We start from the raw sequence: 25,250 nt of genomic DNA, 5'->3' as shown, positions 1-25,250 counted from the left end.
ATAACTTCACACCTTCTAACTCATTTCCGTTTCCAGTTCTTCTACGCGCTTCTCAACGTATTTCGTATCCTTGTGTGCATAGTATGTTTCTGCTTTTTCTACAATTACAGCAGTGTTGTACTCCGGAATTCCAGCATGCTCTTCATATACACCTTTTGGAATTAACTCATTTCCCTCTGGCCAGTGTAATTCAATATTCCCGGATTTTACAGATACAAATTTTGCACGACCATTGAATGTTCCATGATGATTGTAAACAACGATGGCATCGCCTTCATTAATTTGATGTTCTTTTCCATCTATCTTATTCATCAGAACGTCAAAACGGTCTGCATCATTAAAAGGGTCTTTCTCACCATAGATCATGGAATTAAACTGTTTACCTCTTCTAGTCGTTACGTAGAAGTGTCCCTCAGGTTTACGAAGCTCTGGTAATTCAACCGTTACGAGGCTTCCTTTACCATCAGGTGTTGGACAAATGCCATCTTCACACAACCAAGCACCACCCCATTGGAAAACCGTATTATCTTCGTTCAAATGCTGAATTCCATTATAGTTTGGAGCTGCCACTGCAATTTCATCACGAATTGCATCCGCGTCCTTAAAATCAATTAAATGACTTTCTTCAGGCTTTACTCGTTTTGCAAGGTCAACGTAAATTTCCCATTCTGATCGGGCTTCTTCAATGCGTGGCCCCTTAATTTCTGGTGAAAAATATACCATCCTCTCTGTAGAGGTAGATGTACCGCCACCTGGTTGTTCATACCTCGTCATAGCAGGTAACACAATGACCGCCTCTTTTGCATCAACAAAGGTAGACGTATTGAAAATAATATCCTGATGGACACGAATATCCATATTTTCAAGGCACTGTCTTACAAAATCAGGATTAGGCATTGTCTCTAAAAAATTCCCGCCTGACATGTAATAAAGCTTTAATTTTCTCTCATGATCCTCTGGTAGAAGTGTATTTTCAAGCGAAACACCAACAATATCACCTTGCCAGTCTGGTATATCAAAGCCCCACACCTCTCCAACTCGTTTTCGGCCGTTTTCATTCATAGGTCCACCAGGTAAAACGAATGGATCAGCACCCATTTCCCCGGAACCCTGTACGCCCGAATGGCCACGGATTGGCATTACACCACAATTCTCCCGGCCAAGGAAGCCACGTAACATAGCCAGATTGGCAACTTGTGAAACGTTATCTGTACCAAAGCGGTGCTGTGTTAAGCCCATTGACCACACAAATACTGCTGATTTAGATTTAGCAAGTAGTTCTGCTAGTGCTATTGTTTGCTCTTTAGATATCCCTGAAGAGCTTACAAGTTGTTCCCAATTATAAGAAGTAGCTTTTGCTTTTAGTTCTTCAAAACCATTTACGTGCTCAGCGACAAATTGATGATCAATTGCCGAACCTGGTTCTTTTTCTTCCATGTCAAACCAGTGCTTCATGATGCCGTGCATAAAGGCAATGTCTCCGCCGATATTTACTTGATAAACATCATCAGCAATTTGTGTTCCAAATAATGCAGATTCAGGGATAGATGGAATCCAGTAATTATCCATTGAGGGTTCATGATAAGGATTGATGATGATTATTTTTGTTCCCTTCCGTTTAGCTGCATACATATACTTTGTTGAAACGGGCTGATTATTAGCTGCCACTGAGCCCCAAAACACAAGAACGTCCGTTCCAATCCAATCTTTATAATTACAGCTGGATGCACCAATACCTAGTGAGCGGCTTAATCCAGTTTTCGAAGGAGAGTGGCAAATACGTGAGGCATTATCAACATTATTTGTCCCGAGATAACGAGCCACTTTTCCAACTGTATAATAGGATTCATTGGTAATTCCACGAGAAGTTGAGTAAAAGGCATACTGTTTTGGATTAAGCGCTTTCATCTTTTCTGCAATTACGTCCAATGCTTCGTCCCATGTGAGACGGCTGAAATTATTTTCACCTGGTCTTCGAATAAGTGGATACGGAATCCGCCCTAATTTACGAAGCTCAGTACTACTCATTTTTCGTAATTCATCAATGTCTGCATGTAGAACATCTTCTTTTATGGCTGACATTGTATTCAACCGGAGTACATTCAATCTGGTCGTGCATACATGTGGACCTGTTAACGTCTGGTCTTTTAATCCTTGTACCCCAAGTGCGCAACCATCGCAAACACCTTTTGTCAAAATGCGTGTGGCATACGGAAGGTTGTCACGATTTTCCCAAACAACTTTCATCGTATCACGGATGTGATGTGGTTTTATTTTTCCTAAACCAAATGGAACTTTACTTGACCATAGATTAGGGTCAGGCTTTTTTGATAACTTGACTGGACCTGTATGTTTCGTTTTCCCCAATGTTATCCCTCCTGATTAGACTTTCGCCATGTGACAGATACATATCGCTGACAGACGCCGTAACGTAGATCTTTTTTAATTTGTATAAAAACCCCGCTACGGCGATTTGTCTTTCGTATACTTTCATTCTATCAATTACTTATTATTTATTCTATAAAGATTCATAAATTTTTGATATTTATCGCGCTTCACTAGTTACACCCGCAAATTTTTGTTTCGATGTAGTTTGCTCATTTTTTAATCGATTAATATCTACACGGATCCATAGAGATAGCACTAATGAGACGATAAATAAAATACCAAAGATCATCATCGTTATATTATAGCTATTCGTTGTATCATAAATTAACGATAATAGAATTGGGCCAGCAACACCCGCCAATGCCCACGCAGTTAGAATATAGCCGTGAATTGCTCCAAGCTGTTTGGTTCCAAATAAGTCACCAATATATGCTGGAACGGATGCAAAACCTCCACCGTAACATGTTAATATCGCAAAAACTAAGATCTGGAACAATATAACACTAGCAGCGAACGGTAACAGGAAGAATGCTGCAATTTGGATGATAAAGAAAGCGGTATATACATTCGGGCGTCCAATATAGTCAGACAACGATGCCCATCCTATTCTTCCACCACCGTTGAATAGACCCATCAATCCAACCATCGTTGCAGCTGCAATAGGTGTCATACCTGCTATGTCTTGTGCCATAGGTGATGCCACTGAAATAACTGCAATTCCACAAGTTACATTAAGGAATAGCATCGTCCATAACATCCAAAAACGACGAGTTTTAATTGCTTCATTAGCAGTAAGTTGGGAAAGATCTGCTTTAATTTTTATGGCACCTTTTTGTTCGTTTTCCTTGAATCCTTCAGGTGCCCAACCTTTTGGAGGTGGAGCCAAGTATTGAGCAGCGAGGGTCATGACGGTGAAATATACAGCCCCAAGGATATAGAATGTATTAGAAATACCAACTGCTTCAATTAACCCAGCGGCAGCAGGCCCACTTATAAGGGCTGCAAAGCCAAAGCCCATAATAGCTAGTCCAGTAGCAAGCCCACGACGATCAGGGAACCACTTTACAAGTGTAGAAACTGGAGAAATATACCCTATTCCTAAACCTATACCACCAATAACCCCATAAAATAAGTACAGTAAAAATAACGATCCTACAGCAGTTGCCAACCCGGAACCAGCAACACCTACACCGAAAAACAATGCAGCTAACATACTAGATTTTTTTGGCCCATTTTTTTCCACAAATCTTCCCATAAATGCAGCCGAAAAACCTAGCATAAAAATTGCGATACTAAAAGCCATTGAAATTTCTGTAGTCTCCCAGCCGAACTGATTAGCCATAGGATTTGTGAAAACACTCCATGCATAAGCAGAGCCGATTGAAATATGAACACCCACAGCAGATGCAGCTATTAACCAACGATTTTTTACCTTATCCATACATTTCCTCCTTAATAAATTATTTATAGAAAAACCTCCGTATATGTAAGAAGGTTTGTTCCTAATTTAACAATTATTTATGTCGGTACCAATGTTGTTTTGTTACTTGGTTTTATTAGCTTTTCACGGACAAATTGTGAACATTATATGACAAATTATTAAAACAAATATTACCATGGAAATGTATCCATAACAACCATTTTTTGTTTATTATAAAAATTGTCTCTATTAATCTAAATAGGAATAGAGATTAGATTATAGTTAATAGCTCCATATAGTATCAATTTTATCTAAAACAGGCGATATTTTTCACTGACAAATTCAATCCCGATAATGTCGTAGTTTTTGACAATCACGGTAGAGATTTTGTCCGACATATCTTTTCTAGCATTAGCGATTTTCTCATGAATACGAGCGACACTTTTATTTTTTGTTTATGCCAATTAGAAGAACCAAGCAAAGTTTTTGACTACGGTAACGACTTCTTTTCCGTACTATTTCGCTTTGTATTCCCATCGTTCTGAATTGTGACCATGATACTTCACTAATTGCTTTTGCAAGATTATGGTTTTTTAACCATAGGCTTGGATCAGGTTTCTTGGATAAGGTCACCGGGCCAATATCCTTTGTTTTCCCCAAGGTAGTCCTATGTTTTTATTTTACCAATTGATAGCAATTATTCTATAAGTTTCACAGATTTTGAGCCATGAAATAAAGCTGTAAGTGTATTGGAGCTGTTACTAGCTTATTAAAAAGACTCCATAATACTTGTTTAAAAGATTTGTATGGTTGATTAACTCGCATGATGTGATATAATTGGTTAAATTTTTAGAAGGTTAAAAAGTCGAGGGGGAAATGCACAATGAGAAGATGGTCATATGTAATTGCAATAATAGTAATAAGTATACTTGTATTAGTAGCTTGTGGTGAGGATGAAACTTCAGGGTCTGATAGTGCAACCTATCAGGTAGGGGCAACACAAATCGTAGAGCATCCTTCTTTGGATAGAGCTTATGAAGGATTTCAAGCGGCATTGGATGAAGCTGGCTTAGATGTAGATTATGATTTTCAAAGTGCTCAAAACGATCCGAATAATGTAAAACCGATTTCTGATGGTTTTGTGGCTGACGGTGTAGATTTAATTTTTGCTAACTCAACACCAAGTGCACAAGGTGCCTACAAAGCAACAGAGGATATTCCGATTTTATTTACTTCTGTAACAGATGCTGTAGATGCCGGATTAGTGAGTTCGATGGATGAATCCGATGGAAACGTTACAGGGGTAGTTGATCTTCATCCGGATGCAATTAAAGAAACAGTTGGATTTATAGATACGTATTTTGAAGGTGCAACTGTAGGTTTACTATATAATGCTGGGGAACCGAACTCTGTGACACAAATTGAAGCAGTACAAGCAGCTGTTGAGGGAACTAGTTTGAGTCTAGAAGAGAGTATGGTGGCTAATTCATCGGAAGTACACCAAGCTGCGACAACATTAGTCAGTGATATAGACGTATTTTTTATCGTAACAGATAACACAGTAGTCGAAGCACTAGACAGTGTCATTGGTGTTGCAAACGATCATGATATTCCACTTATTACAGGAGAACCAGACTCAGTAGCAAAAGGTGGGTTTGCAACATTTGGAATTGATTACTATACGATAGGTTATCGTACAGGAGAAATGGCAGTAGATATTTTAACAGGTGAAAAAGAGGTTAGTGATATTCCTGCTGAGTATCCTCCAGAGATACAATTATTTATCAATAAAGAAGCAGCAGAAGCACAAAGTATTGAATGGCAAGATGAATGGGATGAAGATGCTCAGTTTGTAGACCCAGCAGAATAATAAACGAATCAAATAAACGGGTAGTTTAAAGCAGGCTAATGCCTGCTTTACTATTCTAAGACTTATTCAGCTATGTGCGGGAAGGAGGACATCATGCTTTTATCATTATTTGGTGCAGTTGAATCAGGTATAATTTATGCAATCATGGCTTTAGGAGTATATTTATCCTTCCGCGTTTTGGATTTTCCTGACTTAACAGTGGACGGGAGCTTCGTTACAGGAGCCGGTGTAGCGGCAATTTCGATTGTAAATGGAGTACCCCCTGTTATGGCAACACTTTTAGGAGCAATTATTGGTTTTATGGCAGGTTGTATTACCGGAGTACTTCATACAAAAGGAAGAATTAATGCTTTGCTATCAGGAATACTTATGATGATTGCCTTATATTCTATAAATTTACGTATTATGGGTCAGCCTACAGTTTCCATGCTAAATGAAATAACGCTTTTCAAACAATTGGAATCCATATGGGCATCAACTGGTATTGATTCTTTTCTTAATAGTATTTTAATAACTTTTGGAGCAGACCGGCTTCCAACAACTTGGGTAATCGTTATATTAATGTTTATCGTTACCCTTGCTATTAAGTTCCTGACAGATTATTTTATGAAAACAGAAGTTGGCCTTGCGTTACGGGCGACGGGTGATAATCAAAGGATGATTCGAAGCCTTTCAGGTAATACGGACTTCTTAATTATCGTAGGAATTGGTATATCAAACGGTCTTGTAGCGCTTTCAGGAGCGCTAATAGCACAGCATGGTGGATTTGCAAACGTCAATATGGGGATTGGAATGATTGTAATTGGGCTTGCCTCTGTGATTATAGGTGAAGCACTGTTCGGAAAAAGAACCATTGCCATTGCAACGTTAGCTGTTATTGGCGGAGCTATTGTCTATCGAATTGTCGTTGCTTTATCACTTCGAGTTGATTTTCTCGAATCGGGTGACATGAAGTTTATAACGGCCATTCTCGTAATTGCAGCTTTAGTTGCACCTAGAGTTCTGCAGGCGCGAAAAGAAAGAAAACGGCGTCTCCAAAAACGGGCTGCGATTAATAAGGTAGGTGAGGTTTAGCCAATGCTAAAACTAAGTGATATTTCGTTAACATTTAACGAAGACACACCAGATGAAAAAAATGCATTACAATCAATTGATTTGGAACTCCAAAAAGGTGAATTTGTCACGGTCATTGGAAGTAATGGGGCTGGTAAATCAAGCTTAATGAATGTTATTTCTGGTAATCTAACACCAGATGTGGGTGATGTGTTAATTGATGGTAAACAAGTCGTTCATTTACCAGAATACAAACGTTCCTCATTCATTGGACGTGTATTTCAAGACCCAATGGCAGGAACAGCACCATCTATGACAATTGAAGAAAACTTAGCAATTGCATATGCACGTGATAAGAAACGAAAGCTTAAACCAGGTGTGACAAAAAATCGAAAAGAATTGTTCAAGGGATATTTGGAAACGTTGAATTTAGGTCTCGAAGACCGTTTAACTGCAAAAGTCGGTTTACTCTCTGGAGGGGAGCGACAGGCGCTTTCGTTATTGATGGCTACTTTTACAGAACCGAAAATCTTATTACTTGATGAACATACGGCTGCATTAGACCCTGCCCGGGCAGAGTTAATTACTGAGATCACCGCAGACGTTGTAAAGAGGTTCGAATTAACGACCTTAATGGTAACACATAATATGAATCAAGCATTGGATCTAGGTGACCGGTTATTTATGATGGATAAAGGTGAAATTATTTTCGATATCAAAGGCAAAGAAAAACAACAATTAACGATGGAATCTCTGTTAAAGGAATTCCAACGAATACGCGGAAAACAATTTGATAGTGATCGGGCAGTATTAGGATAATTAAATCATAATCTAGCATGAAACAGGGACATAATTATGTTCCTGTTTTTTTGGCAAATAAGAAAGTATAAAATTTTCTTATCTACATAAGTGTAACTAAGGCTTCCGCCATTAAGGCTTGGCGATAAGCCAAGTTTTCTAATCGTTTTTAATTTGTGATAACTGTGCATACTTTTAAAAGAGTTATTGAAAATACCACTAAAGGGGTGAAAATGTGTCAAATCCATTTGAAGCAGCATGGAATTTGCTTAAAACTGCAGTTGATAACACAAATGAACCTAAATCACCATTTAATATCATTGAAGCAGGGGATTGTTGGAAATATATTACCATGGTAGAAGAATTTATACGATATGAAGAAATAGGTTTGAATACAACGACAGATGATGAAGTAAAAGAAATGTTAAATGATGTGATCAAGCAGTGTGAATCACATATTAAAAAATTAAGTACGATTATGAAAGAAGAGGGTATTCCCTTACCAGATGTAACTTCAGCAAAACCTAAATCAGAGCCCAATGAAATTCCGCTCGGTGTAAAGCTAACAGATGATGAGATTGCTAATGGAGTAGCATTTAAATTAATCGTATGCATGCAAGCATGTGCAAAAGGACAAGGGGATTCGATTCGAAATGATATTGGGATGGTTTGGTTGAACTTTTATTCGGAATGGGTTGTGTTAGGAACAACATTAAAAACGCTAATGCGAAAACGCGGATGGTTAAAGGTGCCGCCCTTTTATTATCCACCCGGATCTCCAAAAAATTAACTATTTCCCCAATAACCCTGTATCCTATGAAGGTCATTACCCCGCGCATATTATAAATGTGCTGGGTTTTTTAATTACTTAAATTATAAAATTAGGAGCCTATGAAGGGGCATGTTCCTTTAAGAAAGATAGACTAACTTTGTCGCTCTGTGGCAACGACCCACCCGCTATGCGTGCGCAGCCCATACGTCGCTATGACGCACAGGACGTGCTAGTTACAGGCGTTGCCACAGGACAAGGAAAGCTTCAATGAGAAACATCGCACGCAGAAAAAGTGCTTTACTTTTTCAAGGACGTGGCGAACTTAGCCTGTAAGGGCGCTTCTAGCTTTTATTAGTAGATAGGAAAGTATAAAACTTTCTTATCTACATAAGTGCAACTAAGGCTTTCGCCATTAAGGCTTGGCGATAAGCCAAGTTTTCTAAAAGGTAAGGAAAGTATAAAATTTTGGTACTATAAAGTTTCTTGTCAGCAAGAGCCATGTCTAGCTCCAGCGCCCAGCCACTCGCGACATAAGCAATCCGTCTTGCGAAAGGAAAAACTACCTTTCTCCAGCCGTTTTGCTTATGCGGTCGTGTCTTTCAGGGCGCTTACGCTTTTCTTATTACATCGAACTATTTACCTTTTTTATACATAACCTAGGTATGGATAGATAAATAGGAGGTGTTCGCTATGGTACAAAAACCAATAATATATCAAAATCCCCCAGTTCAAGAGGTCAAAAATATAAGTTATCCTACAATTAGTAACAAGGCAGTAATTGGTACCGAATCGACCGTAATCGGTGATATTACGATAGATGATGACGTTTATATAGGATTTAAAAACTTACTTCGAGCAGATTCAGGATATCCTTACTATATTGGTCCGTATACTAATATACAGGATTATGTATTAATGCACGTTCATCCGGGGAGTGCGCATGTGGAAATCGACGGCAGGAAATGGGGTGTTTACTTAGAGGGGGAGATCAGTGTATTACATCATGCAGCAGTACACGGACCATTATTTATTGGACGTAATACATTTGTAGGACAACATGCTAATATTTATGATGCAGTAATTGGACGAAACTGTGTAGTTATGCATGGTGCAACGGTAACAAACAGAGTAACGATAGCTGATAATCGTTTTGTTCCACCTGGCTATTCTGTATGGAAACAAGAGGATGCAGATCAACTTCCAATGGTACCTGAAGAACATAAAAATCTTAATCAGGAAATTGTTGACCATTATTATCGATTAGGCAAATCATACTATGAAAATACTCCGTTAGCATTTTCATAACTTACTGCCTATCGGAAATAATCATTGCGAAGTTATTTTTTCTATGATAGGATTTAAATACAATATATTGGTAAAATAAAAATGCAAGCAACTATATATAGTAATTACGAGTTAAGGTGACACACGTTGTCTTAAAAGGGAACCTAGTTCAAATCTAGGACTGCCCCCGCAACTGTAAGTGTGGACGAACGAGTAATCCACTGTATCACATGCTTTACGGCTATGATACGGGAAGGGCTCTAGTAGGCAGAAGCACAAGTCAGGAGACCTGCCATAACTTGTAGTTTCATTTCTCCGGGGTGAGAGAAGTTGAAACGGTAGAGATATAGATACGTAATTTCTATCGTTTTTTAACCGTTCATCCTTTGGGTGAGCGTTTTTTAATGGGGAAAAAAGGGAGGAATTAGTATGACAATCACAACAACAAAACCTGAACAGGAAATAAATCATATTATTGACAAAGCAGTGAGAGGGTTGGATCTGGATGTAGACGCTTACCAGAAAAAGGCTTTGAAGTTATTATCAAATCGAGAGGAAATGTATGAAAGTCTAATTAAATTAGCACTTGAAAATATAGATGAATCCACCCCTGACTGGACGTATGTAGCAAGTCGATTATACTTACAGGACCTGTACCGCCAGGCAGCAGAAAATCGACATTATGATGCCGCTATTCGGTATGGGAATTTTTATGAACTTATCCAAACCCTGACAGAAAAAGGAATTTATGCAAATAAGATCATCACCAAATATACGAAAGAAGAAATTGATTATCTTGCAGAGCAAATCGATCCAAAGCGTGATTTGCTGTTTGATTATTTAGGTCTGTTTACATTGGCAACAAGATACTTAGCCACGGATTACGAAAAAAATACATATGAGCTTCCACAAGAGCGTTGGATGATTATTGCGATGTATGTCATGCAGGATGAACCTTTATCGAAACGGAGCCAATTAGTAACCGAAGCATATTGGGCATTGAGTAATCTTTATATGACGGTTGCTACCCCAACTCTAACCAATGCAGGAAAATCACATGGGCAACTATCCAGTTGTTTCATTGATACAGTCGATGATAGTCTTCAATCGATTTATGATAGTAACACCGATATTGCCAAGCTTTCTAAAAACGGTGGAGGTATTGGTGTATACATGGGGAAAATCCGTAGTCGAGGCAGTTCGATTAAAGGATATACTGGTATGAGCAGTGGTGTCGTTCCGTGGATTAAACAGCTCAATAATACTGCTGTTAATGTGGACCAATTAGGTACGCGTAAAGGCGCCATTGCCATCTACCTAGATATTTGGCATATGGATATTGAAGCTTTTCTTGATTTGAAACTGAATAATGGGGATGACCGTTTACGTGCCCATGATATTTTTACTGGCGTGAGTCTGCCTGATTATTTTATGGAGCAAGTGGACAAGCGTGGTGACTGGTATTTATTTGACCCACATGAAGTTCGTCAAGTGATGGGATACTCACTGGAAGATTTTTATGATGAAGAAAAAACCCGAGGGTCCTGGCGTGAACGATATCAGGAATGTGTAGATTCGAAATTGTTATCCAAAAAGAAGATTCCTGCTATTGAAATCATGAAACGAATTATGAAATCCCAACTGGAGTCAGGTACACCGTTCATGTTTTATCGTGATGAAGTGAATAGACAGAATAGTAATCATCATAAAGGGATCATCTACTGTTCCAATTTATGTACGGAAATAACCCAGAATCAGTCTCCAACTGAATTTTTGGAGGAATTTCTGGAAAATGATAACACGATCGTTAAAAAGTATAAATCCGGTGACTATGTGGTATGTAATTTGAGTTCCATTAATTTAGGGAGAGCGGTTCCTGATGATATATTGGAGCGTCTCATCAAGATCCAAATACGCATGCTTGATAATGTCATTGATATTAATACATTACCAATTAAGCAAACACAGTTAACGAATCAGAAATATCGGGCAATAGGGCTTGGCACCTTTGGCTGGCATCATCTTTTAGCACTTGAAAACCTGAAATGGGAATCAGATGAAGCGGTTAATTATGCAGATGAGTTATATGAGAAAATTGCCTATTTAACGATTACAAATAGTATGGAGTTAAGTAAAGAAAAAGGAAATTATCCCTGCTTTGCAGGAAGTAAATGGCATACGGGAGCTTATTTTTCACAAAAAGGTTATTCTGATGAAAAGTGGCTTGCGTTAAGAAATGATGTTGCTCAATATGGAATTCGTAATGGGTATCTTATGGCAGTTGCGCCAAACTCTACAACCTCGATGATCGCGGGGTCTACTGCTAGTATCGATCCGATTTTTAATACATTTTATAGCGAAGAAAAAAAGGATTTCAAAATACCGACGACTGCACCTGATTTGAATCACAAAACATATGATATCTATCGAAGATCTGCCTATATATTGGATCAACGCTGGTCTGTTAGACAAAATGCAGCACGACAAAAGCATATCGATCAAAGTATTTCATTTAACTTTTATGTACCAAATACAATAAAGGCCTCCGTGTTACTAGATTTGCATTTACAAGCATGGAAGGAAGGATTGAAAACAACGTATTATGTACGTTCATCCTCGAATGATATAGAAGAATGTGAGTGGTGTGAAAGTTGAAGATTTTACTAGCATACTTATCGTACAGCGGAAACACAACAGAAGTAGCAGAAATCATTGAACGAAAATTAACAGAAGATAGGTGCACAATAGTTAGGCACCGAATTGGCATAGACCGACCAGTTAACGCAGCAGTATACGATTATATTTTTCTTGGAACTTTTACTTGGGATAAGGGGCAAACACCAGATGAAGTGAAGGATTTCGTGTTGGAAGTGGGCTACAAGCCTCGAAATGTAGCCGTTTTTGGTACAGGTGATACGCAATTTGGTGGGGATGCTCTATTTTGTAAAGCTGTAGATAAGCTTGAAACATTTTACCAAAGTAGATGGACAGGGTTGAAAATAGAGCAATCACCACGGGGAAGCCAAGAACAACTAGTAGAAAAATGGGTGGAAGGAGTGTTTCATGATGCCAAAACACTTGCTTGAAAAAGCAAAAACACTAGAACCGCTGCATCCCAATAAATCAACTGGATTATTTGGCGGAGAATCGAGTGGAATATTAAACTGGAACGATATTGCTTATCCGCATTGGTACAAAATATATAAACGGTTAATCGGGAATTACTGGCAGGCTGATGAGGTGAATATGTCGGGGGATGTTCGGCAATTTTCTTCTCTAACGGAGGCCGAAAAAGAAGCTTACTTAAGAATAATTGGTCTGCTCTCAACATTAGACGGGCCGCAAACCAGAACCGCATTACTTTTATCTTTGTATGCAACGGATGTTTCTGTTCAATCGATTATGGCTGTAATTGCCCAGCAGGAAGCGGTTCATAATGAGAGCTATTCTTATGTCCTGTCATCAGTTGTCTCCTTAGATGAACAAAATGAATCGTTCCAATTAGGACGCAAAGATCCTGCATTGTTAAAAAGAAACAAGCATTTAATCGAGCAATATAATTCGTTTGTGGAAGAACCATCTATGGAAAATATCTTAAAGACGATGGTGTACACTTCCCTTTTAGAAGGTATGTTCTTTTATTCAGGATTTGCGTTTTTCTATCATCTAGCAAGAAATAACAAAATGGTAGGGACATCCACTATGATTAGCTATATTAATCGTGATGAATTGGAGCATGGGCGGTTTATCGCTGAATTGTTTCGTGCTACCTTAGCAGAGAATCCAGTCTTTAATACGAAAACCTTTACAGACTGGGTGTACACACACGTTGAAAAATCAGTTGATCTTGAAATGGAGTGGTCAACCTATGTATTAACTGATATTAATGGAATAGATTTAGATGAAATGGCAGGATATATCAAATATCGTGCAAACAAAATGCTTCGTATGATGGGACTGAGCGAAATTTATCCAGAATATACGGAAAATCCAATGAAGTGGATTAGAGCCTATGTGGACAATTTTGATGGAACCAAAACAGATTTTTTTGAGCAAAAATCCAGGCAATATACAAAGACAAGTGATTTAAATGGGTTTGATGATCTTTAGTATGTTAGAAAATAAGAGGGAGGAAACAACACATTGTGCTGTTTCCTCCCTTGTGAACTTACATTTCCTTTAACAAAATAACTTCCCCGCTCACAGCATTTACACCATATGCACAATCAATCATTCCGCACATAATGTAGCTTTCTATCTTAGGGTCGTACACATAAACAGGCGTGACTTCAATATGCTCGTACAGCTTTTTGTAAGCCTCATCCTTGGATATAGTTGGTTTCTCAGCTGACTCGTAAAACTGGAACATTTCTAGTACTACGTTATTGTCCGTATAATTTAAAACGTTAAAATTTACGTCGTCCATAACCAATTTTATTTTTCGTTCAATAATACGGTTTCCGCTGTCTACTGGTTCTAGGTTAGCGATTAAATAGCCGTTTTCCCGTAACAGACTAGTCAATTTTAGTTGAGAACTTTCATCAGGGAATTCACGCTGTAGAAATCGTCTCGCTTCTTCTGTACTCTTTTCCTGAGCCTCTTCTGTTATCGGAAGAAGATCTGGGTGAGGTTCATTTGCTATAGCTTGTTCAACTGTTACCTCCGGGGATAAGTCTATTTCTGCTCGCTCAAATGCTTCTTTAATTGGCTCATCCCATTCCAAAACTGTGTCTAATTTAACCTCAACACCTGCTTGTTCCACCGCCTCTACTGGAATCGTACGACTTCCATCATTCGTAATGATTGTTTTTTCAATACCATAAACCGGTAGCCAGATTTCCTGTTCTTCTAAGGGGACTTCGGTTATTTTACATTGATCCATAGCTAGTGGTTCGACTTGATCTGAAGTTAAAGAAAAAGGTTCCCAGATTATCTTATCTTCACTCGGAAACACCCCATCAATGGTAAAGAGTGTCATCATGTCCCCTTCTAATTCAACTTCCATCTTTCCTGATGGGATCACACCAACATTGTCTACAGCAGCACGAAATGTAATTGCATCCTCTTCCTGGTGTGAAATCTGAAATTGATGTCCGTATTGATAGCCAGTTATCCCCTCTATCCACTCGATAATACTCTCTGAATCGGAACTTGGGTACAGCTCTTCCTTTGCATTACTTGTACCTTGTGTGAAAACGATCCGCTTAAGTGTTTTCGTATGTAACTCCATATCAATGATTGTAGTTCCAGACGGAATGTGGTCCTCATCTGTTTTGTCTGCATCATTTGGAATCCATTCCATATTTAAAATATAATTTGTTTGGTGAAAATTATTTTTTTCCCGGAAAATATGGTGTCGATTTAAATAGTAGTTATCTAAACCAAACGTTTCGCTCGTATGAATAATCGCTTCTTTTAGTTGATCTTTCATTATGAAAACCTCACTTTTACGTAATGTGTTTCTGTTAGTATAACTTGATATTGAATTGTAATTCCAGTAACCTATACAATGTCCTCCACGCGAGCTTGCTTTTATAGTGGTAATGTATAGCTTAGCTCAAAAATAACATCCTAAGAAATAAACAGAGAATGGGAGCGTAACAACATGGAATTCACACATAACCCGACACTACTTTGGTTTGTCGGAGCCTATGGACTAATTATGATTATAATGGGGATTTATTTCTCACGAAAAATTTCGAACAGTGAAGACTTTATTCTTGCAGGAAAAGGTCTTGGAACCATTGTGTTAACTGGTACACTACTCGCAACATGGACAGGAAGCGGAAGTATTTCAGGTGGGGAAACGTCGATGGCCTTCACCTATGGTATTACTCCCGCACTCCTAATGATGATTCCGACATTAGTTGGTATTGGAATCCTCTACCTGATCGCACCAAAAATTCGAGAATTCGGTAAATATACGGTATCTGGAATTCTTGAGGCTAAGTATGGAGCCACTGCCAGAATGATTGCAAGTATTATAATTATCCTAGCTTTTGTCGGAATTGTTTCCTATCAAATGACAGGACTTGGATTTATCTTAAATGTAACAACAGGGATGTCAGTTGAAGTAGGAACGATAATTGGTGCTTTCTTAATCATCTTTTTGGCATCAATTGGGGGATTACGCTCTGTTGCTCCAACAGATGCATTAAGTGCATTCTTAGCGATAGCTGCATTATTTATTACCCTGCCAACGATATTTGTGATCGCTGGCGGCTGGGACGAGATTACGGCAAATGTCCCTGCAGAACATCTAACAGCAACTGGGACCCTGAATAGTATTCAATTACTCGGGTTTCTATTGCCATCATTATTTCTATTATTAGGTGATCAAAATATGTATCAACGACTTGCCTCATCAAAAGGAGGAAAGTCAGCGAAAAAAGCTCAAATCGGTTGGTTGATCGGAATGGTGCTCATATCACCAGCCATTTCATTCATCGCCTTTGCCTCAAGATCACTATTCCCGGATATAGATCCAGGCATGGCATTAATGGCAACTACAACAGTAATGCCAACGATAGTTGGGGGTATATTATTAGCAGCTGCTACAGCGTTTATCGTAACAACTGGTAACTCGTATCTATTGTCTGCTGCAACAAACGTAACCTATGACATCATTGGTAAATATATTCAAAAAGATGCATCGGACAGGCAACTATTGAGAATCACAAAGATTTTTATCGTCTTATTAGGAGTTATCTCCTTTATTTTAATCAGCTACTTCCCAACAGTGTTGGAAGTACAAATGTACGCATACACCGTTTACGGAGCAGGATTAACACCAGCACTGCTCGCAGTATTTTTCTGGAAGCGCGTAAATGCAATTGGAGGTATTTCCTCCATGATTGCAGGAGTTGTAACCACATTATTGTGGGAAATTGTATTAGGAAAGCCATTTGAACTAAACAGCGTTATTATTGCCTTACCAGTTGCGATTATTGTGTTGATTGTAGTGACATTAATGACTTCTGGTAAAAAATAAACAAACCGGCTTCGAAAGGCTGCCTCAAATAGTTGAGGCAGCCTTTACTTAGCAAATAAGAAAGTAAAAACTTTCTTATTTGCATAAGTGCAACTAGGTCATTCGCCATTAAGACTTGCACTCCAAAGCATAAGCGCTTCTAAGAAAGCAAAGTACGCTTACCAAGAATCCATAAAACGAATGCCAAGTTTTCTAATATCTACTATCGTATTGGATAACCATTATTTCACTTCATAATCGATTACAGTAGTAAGAACTAGTAAAAAAAAGTAATCAAAAGGGAAATTTTCTGCAGACCAGAAAATATTATTTTAATAAATCGGAGGACGCGCGTCACAGCAGGAAAGTAGCGCAATAATGAGGTAAACACGAGCGATAACCGCCAAAAGAAGCGCAATAATCAAAAAAAGTTACTCGGGTCCACTAAAAAGTAGCGCAATAAAGCCCTAAACACGCGCGATAAAGGATTAATTTCGTTACTGGTGGGGACAATTTTGTATAGTACGTATTTTAAAACAGGATTAGTACGTGTAGATAGCGAAATTGTTAAGAATAAGGAGTTGTTGATCCGAATGAAGCCAACAATAACGTTTAAAAAACAATTTACGGCCATAGGTGATTCCTGGCAGGGAACCTTTCAGCAAGCTAAAGCGGGTGAAATAAAGGTAATGATGCAGTCATTTAAAGAGCGATTAAAAGAAATTTCTAATCGAATTGATAAAAATGTCTATTATGGATTATCGTTCGATGTTACAAAAGCAGGATTTACGTATTATCTTTGTTGTGAGGTGAGCAGACACGACAAACTACCTAAGGGAATGGAGATCATCAATGTGCCAGCACTGAAGTATATTACAGTTGAGCATAATCCTAATGATATTATTGAAGATACTTATACCAAAACTTATGAATGGATGGAAAAAGAAGGCTACCTATTAAATAATGACATAGATATGTCCCGTTTTGAAACATATCCGGTTTCTTATAACCCATTAGAAGATAGACCTACATTAACCATTAATATACCAATTAAACCATAAGAAAGCTGTCAAACATGACGTCTTTTTTCTATTTACTAGGCTGTTTCGTAAAGTTTGTTGCTTTTGAGTGAATAGATATAGACTACGGTGTAACTTGAAAACACGATCAGTGCTCTGCTACTGCTGCGGAAAAATACTACGCTTTCCGCCGGCTCGCGCTGAGCCTTATCGCTCGCAAAGACTGATCCCTGTGGGGTCTGTAGCGTTTTCGCTTCTCCGCAGGACAAGGAAAGCTCCGGCAGCATTACATCGCATGCAGAAAATAGGTCTGTATTTTCAAGGAGTCTCCGCATGTTTCCTTCGTTAGGATTGATTCACCCTTTAATTCCATTACATCCATTTTCAACTCAGTGATTGGAGCGGAGGGCTGTCGACTCCTGTGGGAGGATAGGCATAGGTAAGATTCTAAAAATACGTCAGCATGAAGAAGCTCACCAGCTGCCCACAGAAAGCGACTGCCCGGAGCGGAAATCACGACGTTGCTGTTATCTCGGTAGTTTATATCAACTATGAAGATAAAAAAGCAACCATGTGTGCGAAAACAGCTATTTACTAAAATAACTTCTTAATCCTTCCACAATACCCTCGGCCACGCCATTTTGAAACTCCAAAGTCTGAACCGTTGATAGATCATCAGGATTAGTAATAAATCCTAGTTCCAAAAGCACTGCTAAATCACTATTTTTTCTCAGTACACGATAATCTCCTTGCATAATCCCTCTGTTCTTAAGAGGAACATTTGCAGCCAGTGAGGATTGAATCTCATGTGCGAGTTTCCGATCATTACCGTTTGTGTAATAAAATGTACTAATACCATTCACTGTATATGTTGGAAATGTGTTGTAATGTAAGCTGATGAATGCATCGGTATTATACGAATTGCTTATACGTATTCGTTCCCCTAAAGGAACAAAGTAGTCTGCTGTTCTTGTTAGAATAACCGTAGCTCCTGCATCTCGCAAGTGCTGCGCCACTTTATAAGTTGTGGGCATAATGAAGTCTTTTTCATGTACTCCACCCAGTCCGATTGCACCCGGGTCCTTTCCACCATGTCCTGGGTCGAGAACAATGTTATAACCTTCTAATGGTGACTTGGTATTTTTATTCTGTTCTGATTCAGCAAGAGTAAATGCTGTGGAAATGAATACTAGTAAGAAACCAACTCCAACTGTAATAATTTGAATTAACTTCATGTATAACTCCTTTAAATTTTTTAACGCTAATAGTTAATCGTAACCCTATAAGGAAAATAATAAACTTATTTTATTAAAATTAAGTTCTTTTTTGCAGGGAAATAATGAATGGGAATAAAAGAAGGTAGTAAACAAGGGGGGAAATACATGGTTTACAGAAGGAGGTTATACATAATAAAACCTGAAAAATTAGATGAATTTAATGATTTTTTTCATACATACTTATACCCAAACCAAATAAAACATGGCTCAAAATTAATAGGACGTTGGGTAAACGAAATAAAGATGAAATTATAGCTATATAGCAATACAATAACAAGGAACATTATGAGCTAATAGAAAATGATATTAAAAACAGTGACTTGCACCAAAAGGCGTACCAATTTGCCCAATCGGCAAAAAGATGAAGCTGAATGGCTTTGAGAACTCGCAGAACCGCCAGAAATAGCGTTGTCCACTGGCTTGTGGGACGAAAAACACTTGTGAATCACCCTGCTCGACTGCCAAGTACGGGCGAACCTACCATACGCACAATAAAGATACCCTTCGTTTGTTCCCAAAAACATCGAGGGAAACAGATAAATGGAAAATAATCTTCAAACGACGCTCTTCTGTAGAACGTTCAATCAAGCGTGAGAAGGTCGATTATCATTTGGAAGCTGGAAACCATCGCTCTACTTAATTTTCCAAAAAAATGAAGATAAAAAAATTATGAGCATTTTTGATGATGAAACATTAAAGCTTCTGGATGAACCTCAAGCACTTGAACTTGAAAAGGATTTTAATCAATTTTATATTGTTACCTATGAGATTGAAGACCTTTCTGAGTTTATTGGTACCAGCACAGTGAACTTTGATGAAGGTGATTATGAGGTGCTGGTTGAAGATGGGTTTGATGTACCGGACACACCTGCTGCAGTTTATTATGATATTGTACCAGAAGATGAACTAAATGAGGATGATGGAGAGGGAGAAGGAAATTAATCTTCCTCTTCAAAAGGAGGGAAGGAAATGTTTGTTGGTACAAACTTGACCAACATTCGTATTCTCCATGGATTTACTAGAAAACAATTAGGAATTGATCTAGGAGTTACGGAGCAAGCTGTATGGCAATATGAAAATGGTTTTGTATCACCTAAAATGGAGGTTGTGAATAGACTAAAAGAAATTTTTAGCGTAAAAAGTAAATACTTTTATAAAGAAGATTCTCTAAGTAAACATAAAAAAGTCTTTGTTAATCACAATCATATAGCCTACAGATCTTCAGTAATGAATAGTGTGCAGAAAACTCAATTTGAGGCTGCTCATATTGAGAATTTAATTGCCTTTCTTGACCTTATGAATAGTAAGTTACGGTTTCCAGAAAATCGGCTAAGAGAATTACGTGAAAATGTTATTGAATTGATGAATGATAATGAAGAGAGCAGAAAGGAATGTATTAGTAAAACAGCGGAATATGCTAGAGGTTTTTTAAATATAGGCGAACAAGATAATAGCAACCTATTGTTTCTACTTGAGAAAAATGGGGCATTTGTTTTTGAAAAAGCAATAGGAGACAAGATAGATGCTTATAGCTTGTGGTCCACAGACGATAAACCCTACATCATGTTAGGAAATTTAAAAAAATCAGCTGCAAGAAGAAATTTTGACTTAGCACATGAACTGGGGCATTTACTTTTGCATTATAAAGTTGAATTTGCTTTGCATGATAAAAAAAGCCTCAGGGAATATGAACATGAGGCTAACTTGTTTGCTGGATCCTTTTTGTTACCAAAAAATGAGTTTACTGAGGATTTTAAAGCTATTTCTAAGGTTTCGCACCCAGATTCATATGTGGAATTGAAAAGGAAATGGATGATATCTATCCAAGCATTAGCTTTCCGGGCGCATTCTTTGCAATTAATTTCATATCAGCAATACAGGTACTTTAATATTATGCTTAACAGGTTAAAGTACAAGGAAATTGAACCCCTTGACAGAGAATTACGAGTGCCACGGCCAGGAAAAATAAGGAGTATACTTCAATTACTATTTGAAAAGAAATATTTATCATTAGATGAGTTACTGGATTCAATGGAAATCGATATAGGATTTTTGACCAGCTTAACTGGTATAGAGGCAGACTTTTTTAAACAATATCAATATAAACAAGCTCAGCAATTTACGATTAGGGATCTAGATTTCAAAGTTGATTAATTAAGTGAGCCTTATCCCTGCCCATATTTGGTGTTAATTAACCTGACTTCAGTTGATGTTTTAACTCCCACAAAAAGGATAGAATATTAACCATAGTTATCACATTATGATTATTTCTCGTGCAGATGACCAGGTCTAAAATTCGCTGAAAACACGATAGAGGACATCGATCAAGTTATCGGTATTGATCTGCGTGGTGGATTGTATGGTATTAAATATGTACTTGAAATAATGTTGAAAAATGGTGGTGCTATCGTCAATACATCATCAACAGCAGGATTAGTCGGTCAAGCAACTGCTGGGACTTATTCTGCAACGAAACATGGTATTGCTGGTATTACAAAAACTGCGGAATATGGAAATAAAGGTATTCGAGCCAATGCTATTTCTCTAGGGACAACAGAAGCTCCTATGGTTAAAGAATACCGTGAAAAAAATCCGGAAGCAGTCGAGGCTGCGGTTGCACCAGTTCCTCAGAAATCACTTGAAGCTAAATTGATAAGAAATCATGATACCGTTGAAAATGGCTGGAATTTAAGATATGAAGACCGAAATTATCAACCCACAAGTAAGGAGGGAAGTCTCCTGCGACTTTCTATATATCAGAGTCATTGAATTGAATTCGCATAAGGAAATTGAATTATTAATTTAGAAATATAGAAGAACTACAAGATGAAATCATACATAGGCTCTATCCGTTAAATATAATCGGGTGGGGTCTATTAGGTGAAGATAATGTTTTTTTGGAAATAAAGAAAGTGTAAATTGAAAGCTGCGTATATTTAAATTACTGAAACAGCCCAGTCCAGCTTCGACGTACTAGTGCCGATTTGGCGTTTTCATCGGCCAGCGACTAGTGTGACTTCCTTCTCCTCCTTACGATAAGTCACCATCGAATCGCTACGCTCTTCGTGTTTCCTTTATCTTAAGACTTTAGTGGATGTTCGACTAAGACCGCCACTCGAACCACCTGCGATGCGCGGGCGCAGTCCATACGTTGCTAAACGGGCGCTTCCGCTTTTGTTCGCAGATAGGAAAGTATAAAACTTTCTTATCTGCATAAGTGCAACTAAGGCTTTCACCATTAAGGCTTGGTGATAAGCCAAGTTTTCTAAGAAACACCTGAAGGATTAAAAAGGTTTCAAGGTTGGAGTAAGCTTTATAAAAATAGTATCTTATGATGAAGAAGTGGGATTTTTCCAAATGAAAAGTGAAAGTCCATTCGGAGGTTACAAAATTACTTGTTTTTCCCTCAAAACCGACATTCATTCAAACTTTATTTTTTAAAACTATTATACCATTATTATACAATTTAAGATTCTGAATAATTATTGACTTAATATTACTACAATTGTATAATCATTCAATATAGTAAGTATATATAAAGAAATAATTGTTAATTTTAAAAATATTATATAGTAGTAGATTGATAAAGTGTCAAATTTTGACACTTTTATTTCTAAGACTACTAATTATTTTATATAGTATTTTTAAATAATAAAAATAAGGGGGATTTTAAATTGGTGAAGTTTTTGTTGTCGATTTTTGCCGTGTCAATGCTATTTGTAGTTTCTGCTTGTGCTGACGAATCAACAGATGGAGATGGTGAGGGAGATTCATCATCAATCGAAGTAGATGTAGGTTTAATTTCTTTTATAACGGGGTCCGGTGCAGGTTATGGTGAAGCCATTACTAACGGAATAAAACTTGCTAATGAGGAAGTTAAGGAAGAAGGAAATGTTGACATAAATTTAATTATTGAAGATTCAGCTGGTGAACAAGAACAAGCTTTATCTGCAGCTCAAAAACTAATGAATTCTGATAATGTTTCTGTTCTTATAGGACCTACTTTAAGTAATGAAATGAATGTTGTAGGGCCAGAGGCAGATCTAAACGGTGTTCCAACGATTGGCACATCAACAACAGCGGTAGGGATTCCTCAAATAGGTGATTATATATTTAGAAATTCCATTCCTGAATCACAGGCTATTCCTGCATCAATTGAAGCAGCGGTAGAGAAGTATGATGTGGAAACAGTAGCCATGTTATATGGGAATGACGATGTATTCACGCAATCTGGTTTTGACACGATGGAAAAAGTCGCAAAGGATATGGGCTTAGAAATTTTAACAATTGAAACATTTCAAAGAGATCAATCGGATTACAATGCACAACTCACAAAGATTAAAGATGTAGACCCAGACTTAATTCTTGCATCAGCTCTTTACAATGAAGGAGCAGTTATTATGAACCAAGCAAGAAGAATTGGCATTGATGTTCCTTTCGTTGGAGGAAATGGATTCAACTCGCCGGAGGTTATTGAAATTGCCGGAGATGCTTCAGAGGGATTAATTGTTGCAACACCTTGGTTTGCTGGTGTTGATAATCCAAAGGTACAACAATTTACAGAGAAATATGAAGAAGAATTCGACCTTGAGCCAGACCAATTTGCTGCTCAAGCTTATGATGCTCTGCATTTATTAGCAGACGCAATTGAAAAAGCAGGTAGTGATGATCGAGATGCAATCAGAGATGCACTAGCTGAGACTAGTGGATTTGAGGGGGTCCTTGGGGAAATGTCCTTTGATGAGGACGGGGATATTGTCATGGAGCCGATAGTATTAACGATTAAGGACGGTAAATTTCAATTATTTGAATAAGTAACCTTTTAACAACAATGAGAGTGTGTAAATATACACGCTCTCTATATTTCAACTATGATAATAGGAAGAGGTGAGATGCACTTGTTATTAGAACAATTAATAAATGGATTAACATTAGGAAGTATTTATGCCATTATTGCGCTCGGTTATACGTTAGTTTTTGGTGTTTTAGGAATCTTAAATATGGCACACGGGGAAATCTTTATGTTCGGCGCCTTTATGGGTGTTGTTGTTACATATACATTTGAATTACCACTTGCTGTTGCATTTATTGTTGCAATTATTGTAACGGCACTCTTAGGTTTACTTTTAGAAAAGCTGGCATTACGCCCTTTAAGAGGTAAAAAAGGGGTATCTCATCTTGCACCGTTAATTAGTACAATTGGTGTATCTATTTTTTTGGAAAACTTAGCTCACCATTTATTTGGTGCAGGGAACCAACCATTCCATACGACGTTTTCTGAAATTAGTTTTCAAATCGGGTCTGTTACCATTTATTTAGTTCAATTTGTCATCTTTGGAATCGCTTGTTTATTAATGATAGGACTTTCCTTTTGGTTATCAAAAACAAAAGCAGGAAAAGGTCTTCGAGCATGTGCTGAAAATATACAAGTAGCAAGTTTACTAGGCGTAAATACGAAAAAAATGATTACATTGACCGTCGTGATTGCTTCTGTTATGGGGGGGATTGCAGGAATTTTAGTAGGAATGGCATTTAATTCTGTTGCCCCTCAAATGGGACTATCAATGGGCCTGAAAGGTTTAGCAATCATTATATTAGGTGGTATGGGCAGTGTAAGAGGTGCAATGGTTGGCGGATTAATACTCGGCTTATCAGAAACGATGATAGTTGTCTTTGGAGAATCAGGTTATCGTGACGCTGTCGCATTTATAGCAATTATAGTTATATTACTAGCTAGACCACAAGGAATCTTTGGTAAACCGTTACCAGAGGCAAGGCGGTGATGTTTATATGTTAGAAGAATTAATCAATCCATATCATTTACAAGTGATGTCATTTATCCTAATAAATATCATCTTGGGCGTTAGTATTTATATCACCCTTTCAACCGGTCAGTTATCTTTGGGTCATGCAGGGTTTATGGCTATAGGGGCTTACAGCTCAGCTATTTTAACATTGAATTTCGGGTTACCTATAGGAATTGGCATTTTATTAGGGGGATTATTTGCAGCTGCTGTTGGTATTTTAATAGGAATACCAACGCTACGATTGCAAGGTGTTTTCTTAGCAATAGCCACTTTAGGGTTCGGTGAAGTAATTCGCGTTATATTTGTAAACTGGGTAAGTGTAACAAATGGTTCGATAGGAATCTCTTCCATTCCTCATTTAGGTCGAGAAATAAGTGGCATGCTAGAAACAGTTGGATTTGAAGCAAGTATGATTGGACTAAGAGATAACCAGTTAATTAGTTTATACGTATTTTTTATATTACTAATCGTCACTATTTTCATTATATCATTTTTTGTTAGGCAACATAACTCCAGGGTAGGAAGGGTTTGTGTCAAGTTTTTCTCGGTACCCTTATAACACCAGTATATCTGGCACTCTATTTTTGTACGC

Annotated in this window: 21 protein-coding genes, 2 pseudogenes and 1 riboswitch; of the genes and pseudogenes, 17 read left to right on the top strand and 6 right to left on the bottom strand. The window is 37.8% G+C overall.

Annotation, left to right across the window (positions count from 1 at the left end; genetic code table 11):
• Nucleotides 1–15: 15 nt before the first annotated feature.
• The 4 genes and pseudogenes from ACFQ3N_RS11950 to ACFQ3N_RS11935 form a co-directional block, all read right to left on the bottom strand.
• Nucleotides 16–2,367 (bottom strand): FdhF/YdeP family oxidoreductase, encoded by a 2,352-nt coding sequence (locus ACFQ3N_RS11950; protein ID WP_390362715.1) that lies wholly within the window; start codon nt 2,365–2,367, stop codon nt 16–18.
• Nucleotides 2,368–2,545: 178 nt separating this feature from the next.
• On the bottom strand, nt 2,546–3,829 hold the full coding sequence (locus tag ACFQ3N_RS11945) for an L-lactate MFS transporter (protein WP_390362712.1): 1,284 nt from the start codon (nt 3,827–3,829) through the stop codon (nt 2,546–2,548).
• 320 nt (nt 3,830–4,149) lie between these two features.
• Nucleotides 4,150–4,298: pseudogene (locus ACFQ3N_RS11940) on the bottom strand (transposase); the annotation flags it as partial.
• Nucleotides 4,253–4,468 (bottom strand): hypothetical protein, encoded by a 216-nt coding sequence (locus ACFQ3N_RS11935; protein WP_390362710.1) that lies wholly within the window; start codon nt 4,466–4,468, stop codon nt 4,253–4,255. The pseudogene ACFQ3N_RS11940 and the gene ACFQ3N_RS11935, both read right to left, overlap by 46 nt.
• Before the next feature lie 223 nt (nt 4,469–4,691).
• Here ACFQ3N_RS11935 and ACFQ3N_RS11930 point away from each other — a divergent pair, with 223 nt between their 5' ends.
• From ACFQ3N_RS11930 to ACFQ3N_RS11895, 8 genes are all read left to right on the top strand, one after another.
• On the top strand, nt 4,692–5,678 hold the full coding sequence (locus tag ACFQ3N_RS11930) for an ABC transporter substrate-binding protein (protein WP_390362708.1): 987 nt from the start codon (nt 4,692–4,694) through the stop codon (nt 5,676–5,678).
• Between the two features lie 93 nt (nt 5,679–5,771).
• A complete protein-coding gene (locus tag ACFQ3N_RS11925) occupies nt 5,772–6,752 on the top strand; it encodes an ABC transporter permease (protein WP_390362707.1) in 981 nt (326 codons plus the stop codon).
• A gap of 3 nt (nt 6,753–6,755) precedes the next feature.
• Nucleotides 6,756–7,550 (top strand): ABC transporter ATP-binding protein, encoded by a 795-nt coding sequence (locus tag ACFQ3N_RS11920; protein WP_390362705.1) that lies wholly within the window; start codon nt 6,756–6,758, stop codon nt 7,548–7,550.
• A gap of 214 nt (nt 7,551–7,764) precedes the next feature.
• The gene (locus ACFQ3N_RS11915; RefSeq protein WP_390362703.1) at nt 7,765–8,319 is read left to right on the top strand and encodes a DUF3231 family protein; all 555 of its coding nucleotides are present in this window, start codon (nt 7,765–7,767) and stop codon (nt 8,317–8,319) included.
• 672 nt (nt 8,320–8,991) lie between these two features.
• Nucleotides 8,992–9,606, top strand: a complete 615-nt coding sequence (locus tag ACFQ3N_RS11910; protein ID WP_390362701.1) for a carbonate dehydratase — start codon at nt 8,992–8,994, stop codon at nt 9,604–9,606.
• 97 nt (nt 9,607–9,703) lie between these two features.
• A riboswitch (cobalamin riboswitch) is annotated at nt 9,704–9,896 on the top strand.
• Nucleotides 9,897–10,014: 118 nt separating this feature from the next.
• A complete protein-coding gene (locus ACFQ3N_RS11905) occupies nt 10,015–12,240 on the top strand; it encodes a ribonucleoside-diphosphate reductase subunit alpha (RefSeq protein ID WP_390362699.1) in 2,226 nt (741 codons plus the stop codon).
• Nucleotides 12,237–12,671 carry a flavodoxin gene (locus ACFQ3N_RS11900; protein ID WP_390362697.1) on the top strand — a complete coding sequence of 145 codons (435 nt, stop codon included), beginning with the start codon at nt 12,237–12,239 and terminating at the stop codon, nt 12,669–12,671. The genes ACFQ3N_RS11905 and ACFQ3N_RS11900 overlap by 4 nt, the downstream gene beginning before the upstream one ends.
• Nucleotides 12,652–13,695 (top strand): ribonucleotide-diphosphate reductase subunit beta, encoded by a 1,044-nt coding sequence (locus ACFQ3N_RS11895; protein ID WP_390362695.1) that lies wholly within the window; start codon nt 12,652–12,654, stop codon nt 13,693–13,695. Before ACFQ3N_RS11900 ends, ACFQ3N_RS11895 begins: the two co-directional genes overlap by 20 nt.
• A 58-nt stretch (nt 13,696–13,753) precedes the next feature.
• On the opposite strand, the gene ACFQ3N_RS11890 is transcribed toward ACFQ3N_RS11895, so the two are convergent.
• Entirely contained in the window at nt 13,754–15,016 is a 1,263-nt protein-coding gene (locus tag ACFQ3N_RS11890; RefSeq protein ID WP_390362694.1) for a hypothetical protein, read from the bottom strand.
• Nucleotides 15,017–15,190: 174 nt separating this feature from the next.
• Between ACFQ3N_RS11890 and ACFQ3N_RS11885 the strand changes: the two genes are divergently transcribed.
• Nucleotides 15,191–16,576 (top strand): sodium:solute symporter family protein, encoded by a 1,386-nt coding sequence (locus ACFQ3N_RS11885; RefSeq protein WP_390362693.1) that lies wholly within the window; start codon nt 15,191–15,193, stop codon nt 16,574–16,576.
• A 494-nt stretch (nt 16,577–17,070) separates the two neighbouring features.
• Nucleotides 17,071–17,616 (top strand): GyrI-like domain-containing protein, encoded by a 546-nt coding sequence (locus ACFQ3N_RS11880; protein WP_390362691.1) that lies wholly within the window; start codon nt 17,071–17,073, stop codon nt 17,614–17,616.
• A gap of 545 nt (nt 17,617–18,161) precedes the next feature.
• On the opposite strand, the gene ACFQ3N_RS11875 is transcribed toward ACFQ3N_RS11880, so the two are convergent.
• Entirely contained in the window at nt 18,162–18,809 is a 648-nt protein-coding gene (locus tag ACFQ3N_RS11875) for an N-acetylmuramoyl-L-alanine amidase family protein (protein WP_390362689.1), read from the bottom strand.
• Nucleotides 18,810–18,917: 108 nt separating this feature from the next.
• Between ACFQ3N_RS11875 and ACFQ3N_RS11870 the strand changes: the two genes are divergently transcribed.
• The 7 genes and pseudogenes from ACFQ3N_RS11870 (at nt 18,918) to ACFQ3N_RS11840 (ending at nt 25,217) form a co-directional block, all read left to right on the top strand.
• Complete coding sequence (locus ACFQ3N_RS11870; protein ID WP_390362687.1) at nt 18,918–19,106, top strand: hypothetical protein; 189 nt, start codon at nt 18,918–18,920, stop codon at nt 19,104–19,106.
• Between the two features lie 414 nt (nt 19,107–19,520).
• The gene (locus ACFQ3N_RS11865; RefSeq protein WP_390362685.1) at nt 19,521–19,793 is read left to right on the top strand and encodes a hypothetical protein; all 273 of its coding nucleotides are present in this window, start codon (nt 19,521–19,523) and stop codon (nt 19,791–19,793) included.
• A gap of 27 nt (nt 19,794–19,820) precedes the next feature.
• Nucleotides 19,821–21,005, top strand: a complete 1,185-nt coding sequence (locus ACFQ3N_RS11860; RefSeq protein ID WP_390362683.1) for a spr1629 family repressor/antitoxin — start codon at nt 19,821–19,823, stop codon at nt 21,003–21,005.
• A 150-nt stretch (nt 21,006–21,155) separates the two neighbouring features.
• A pseudogene (locus ACFQ3N_RS11855) lies at nt 21,156–21,620 on the top strand (SDR family NAD(P)-dependent oxidoreductase); the annotation flags it as partial.
• Nucleotides 21,621–22,561: 941 nt separating this feature from the next.
• Nucleotides 22,562–23,665, top strand: coding sequence for an ABC transporter substrate-binding protein (locus ACFQ3N_RS11850; protein WP_390362744.1), 1,104 nt, complete (start codon nt 22,562–22,564; stop codon nt 23,663–23,665).
• 84 nt (nt 23,666–23,749) lie between these two features.
• Nucleotides 23,750–24,634 carry a branched-chain amino acid ABC transporter permease gene (locus ACFQ3N_RS11845; RefSeq protein ID WP_390362742.1) on the top strand — a complete coding sequence of 295 codons (885 nt, stop codon included), beginning with the start codon at nt 23,750–23,752 and terminating at the stop codon, nt 24,632–24,634.
• Nucleotides 24,603–25,217 carry a branched-chain amino acid ABC transporter permease gene (locus ACFQ3N_RS11840; RefSeq protein WP_390362681.1) on the top strand — a complete coding sequence of 205 codons (615 nt, stop codon included), beginning with the start codon at nt 24,603–24,605 and terminating at the stop codon, nt 25,215–25,217. Before ACFQ3N_RS11845 ends, ACFQ3N_RS11840 begins: the two co-directional genes overlap by 32 nt.
• Nucleotides 25,218–25,250: the final 33 nt, after the last annotated feature.

The organism is Virgibacillus byunsanensis (genome assembly GCF_042675965.1).
In the GTDB taxonomy this organism is placed as follows: domain Bacteria; phylum Bacillota; class Bacilli; order Bacillales; family Amphibacillaceae; genus Virgibacillus_R; species Virgibacillus_R byunsanensis.
Note: the sequence above shows the minus strand (reverse complement) of the source record. Positions and strands in the feature narration are given on the sequence as shown.

Excerpts from the sequence above, each read along its gene's own strand:
- ACFQ3N_RS11890 (WP_390362694.1), bottom strand. The coding sequence starts at position 15,016 with ATGAAAGATCAACTAAAAGAAGCGATTATTCATACGAGCGAAACGTTT.
- ACFQ3N_RS11885 (WP_390362693.1), top strand. The coding sequence starts at position 15,191 with ATGGAATTCACACATAACCCGACACTACTTTGGTTTGTCGGAGCCTAT.
- ACFQ3N_RS11875 (WP_390362689.1), bottom strand. The coding sequence starts at position 18,809 with ATGAAGTTAATTCAAATTATTACAGTTGGAGTTGGTTTCTTACTAGTA.
- ACFQ3N_RS11905 (WP_390362699.1), top strand. The coding sequence starts at position 10,015 with ATGACAATCACAACAACAAAACCTGAACAGGAAATAAATCATATTATT.
- ACFQ3N_RS11910 (WP_390362701.1), top strand. The coding sequence starts at position 8,992 with ATGGTACAAAAACCAATAATATATCAAAATCCCCCAGTTCAAGAGGTC.
- ACFQ3N_RS11865 (WP_390362685.1), top strand. The coding sequence starts at position 19,521 with ATGAGCATTTTTGATGATGAAACATTAAAGCTTCTGGATGAACCTCAA.
- ACFQ3N_RS11895 (WP_390362695.1), top strand. The coding sequence starts at position 12,652 with ATGCCAAAACACTTGCTTGAAAAAGCAAAAACACTAGAACCGCTGCAT.
- ACFQ3N_RS11870 (WP_390362687.1), top strand. The coding sequence starts at position 18,918 with ATGGGAATAAAAGAAGGTAGTAAACAAGGGGGGAAATACATGGTTTAC.
- ACFQ3N_RS11860 (WP_390362683.1), top strand. The coding sequence starts at position 19,821 with ATGTTTGTTGGTACAAACTTGACCAACATTCGTATTCTCCATGGATTT.
- ACFQ3N_RS11930 (WP_390362708.1), top strand. The coding sequence starts at position 4,692 with ATGAGAAGATGGTCATATGTAATTGCAATAATAGTAATAAGTATACTT.
- ACFQ3N_RS11925 (WP_390362707.1), top strand. The coding sequence starts at position 5,772 with ATGCTTTTATCATTATTTGGTGCAGTTGAATCAGGTATAATTTATGCA.
- ACFQ3N_RS11850 (WP_390362744.1), top strand. The coding sequence starts at position 22,562 with ATGCTATTTGTAGTTTCTGCTTGTGCTGACGAATCAACAGATGGAGAT.
- ACFQ3N_RS11945 (WP_390362712.1), bottom strand. The coding sequence starts at position 3,829 with ATGGATAAGGTAAAAAATCGTTGGTTAATAGCTGCATCTGCTGTGGGT.
- ACFQ3N_RS11920 (WP_390362705.1), top strand. The coding sequence starts at position 6,756 with ATGCTAAAACTAAGTGATATTTCGTTAACATTTAACGAAGACACACCA.